Source organism: Thomasclavelia cocleata, assembly GCF_900102365.1.
Lineage (GTDB): Bacteria > Bacillota_I > Bacilli_A > Erysipelotrichales > Coprobacillaceae > Thomasclavelia > Thomasclavelia cocleata.
Map to the genome: position 1 here is coordinate 1 of NZ_FOIN01000086.1, position 1,623 is coordinate 1,623.

Sequence of the window (1,623 nt, forward strand, 5' to 3'; positions counted from 1 at the left end):
AAAAAAAGACAAAAAAAAGAACCGGCAGCTTGCTATTGTCGCACCGCAGTACTATCTTCGCCGTTATGATGCTTAACTTCTGTGTTCGGTATGGGTACAGGTGTGTCCATCATGCTATCGCTACCAGATCTTCTTTTTTAAGCAATCCCTTTTGAGAATCACTCAAAACCGGATAATAGTTCTACTGCGTCTTTTGTCTTCCTTTTCTCTCAAGCCTTAACCTTTCTTCTCTAGGTTAAGTCCTCGACCTATTAGTATCAGTCCGCTTAACATGTCGCCATGCTTACACTCCTGACCTATCAACCTTATCGTCTTTAAGGGGTCTTACCTACTTTCGTAATGGGAAGTCTCATCTTGAAGCGGGTTTCACACTTAGATGCCTTCAGCGTTTATCCCTTCCATATTTAGCTACCCAGCTGTGCCACTGGCGTGACAACTGGTGCACCATTGATATGTCCATCCCGGTCCTCTCGTACTGAGGACAGATCTTCTCAAACTTCCTGCGCCCACGACAGATAGGGACCGAACTGTCTCACGACGTTCTGAACCCAGCTCGCGTACCGCTTTAATGGGCGAACAGCCCAACCCTTGGAACCGACTTCAGCTCCAGGATGCGATGAGCCGACATCGAGGTGCCAAACCTCCCCGTCGATGTGAACTCTTGGGGGAGATCAGCCTGTTATCCCCAGGGTAGCTTTTATCCGTTGAGCGACGGCCTTTCCATTCAGCACCGCCGGATCACTAAGCCCGACTTTCGTCCCTGCTCGACTTGTTGGTCTCGCAGTCAAACACCCTTTTGCCTTTGCACTCTGCGCTTGATTTCCATCCAAGCTGAGGGTATCTTTGGGCGCCTCCGTTACTCTTTGGGAGGCGACCGCCCCAGTCAAACTGCCCGCCTGACACTGTCCCGTTGCCAGTTCCATGGCATCCGGTTAGAACTCCAATACAAGAAGAGTAGTATCCCAACATCGACTCCTCACACACTGGCGTGCATGTCTCTCAGTCTCCTACCTATCCTGTACATCTTGCATCAAAGTCCAATATCAAGCTGCAGTAAAGCTCCATGGGGTCTTTCCGTCTAGTCGCGGGTAACCTGCATCTTCACAGGTACTAAGACTTCACCGAGTCTACAGCTGAGACAGCGCCCAAATCGTTACGCCTTTCGTGCGGGTCAGAACTTACCTGACAAGGAATTTCGCTACCTTAGGACCGTTATAGTTACGGCCGCCGTTTACTGGGGCTTCAATTCAATGCTTCGCTTTCGCTGACACATCCTCTTAACCTTCCAGCACCGGGCAGGCGTCACCCCATATACGTCGTCTTTCGACTTAGCATAGAGCTGTGTTTTTGGTAAACAGTCGCTTGGGCCGTTTCACTGCGGCTCATATCTCTATGAGCACTCCTTATCCCTAAGTTACGGAGTCATTTTGCAGAGTTCCTTAGCTATAGTTCTCTCGCTCACCTTAGGATTCTCTCCTCACCCATGTGTGTCCATTTTCGGTACGGGTTACTGTATGATTAACACTAGAAGCTTTTCTTGGAAGCCTGCTTCACGGACTTCTGTACTTGCCTCAGCTTTCCATCCGCTTCACGTCTTCGCCTTTCGACAGCCGGATTTGCCTG

At 49.8% G+C, this 1,623-nt stretch carries 2 rRNA genes; both read right to left on the reverse strand.

The window, feature by feature from the left end:
- Positions 1–19 precede the first annotated feature (19 nt).
- Positions 20–128: ribosomal RNA gene (gene rrf, locus BMW96_RS13815) — 5S ribosomal RNA — on the reverse strand.
- A gap of 103 nt (positions 129–231) precedes the next feature.
- Positions 232–1,623, reverse strand: a 23S ribosomal RNA gene (locus BMW96_RS13820); the annotation flags it as partial.